We start from the raw sequence: 559 nt of genomic DNA, 5'->3' as shown, positions 1-559 counted from the left end.
ATTAACAATTAACAATGAATAAAATGAAGACTAAACACTTTGCACTCGCAGTGCTGGCATTGTCACTTGCCGCCTGCAACAATGAAAATGAGATTTTGAACAACGACGGCCCCGTAGCCGCACAGTTCACCGCCGACATCTATAAGGCCGTATCCACCCGCGTCAATTCGGAGGGGACCGGCTTTACCGACAACGACTGTATCGGCATCAACAGCGAAGACATCACCAACGTGCCCTACGTGAGAGAGAACGGCCAGTTCGGGCCCAAGGGTACAACCATCTATTTCAATGACACCGAAACGAAGACCTTCAGCGCCTACTACCCGTATAGGGAGGACAGCGAATTGCAGAATGGAATCGTGTCAGTCAACACCGATCAATACGGTCAGGGCCCCGAAATAGACTTCCTTTTCGCCTCGGGAGCCACGGGCAGCACCAGCAGCCCGACGGTGAGCTTCACCGGCGAGCATGCGTTCAAGCACTGCATGAGCCTCGTCAAGTTCAATTTTTTGGAGGGCGAAGGCGTTGACTTCAGCGAAAAAATTCTTAAACACTGCAT

Annotated in this window: 1 protein-coding gene; it reads left to right on the top strand. The window is 51.5% G+C overall.

Annotation, left to right across the window (positions count from 1 at the left end; genetic code table 11):
* Positions 1-23 precede the first annotated feature (23 nt).
* Positions 24-559 (top strand): fimbrillin family protein (locus tag B5F71_RS19680; RefSeq protein WP_206423879.1); only part of this gene is annotated, 536 nt, incomplete at its 3' end.

Origin of the sequence: Bacteroides sp. An269, assembly GCF_002159755.1 — a bacterium.
Lineage (GTDB): Bacteria > Bacteroidota > Bacteroidia > Bacteroidales > Bacteroidaceae > Phocaeicola > Phocaeicola intestinalis.
The sequence above is the reverse complement of the archived record's forward strand: the minus strand, read 5'-3'. Positions and strand labels throughout refer to the sequence as shown.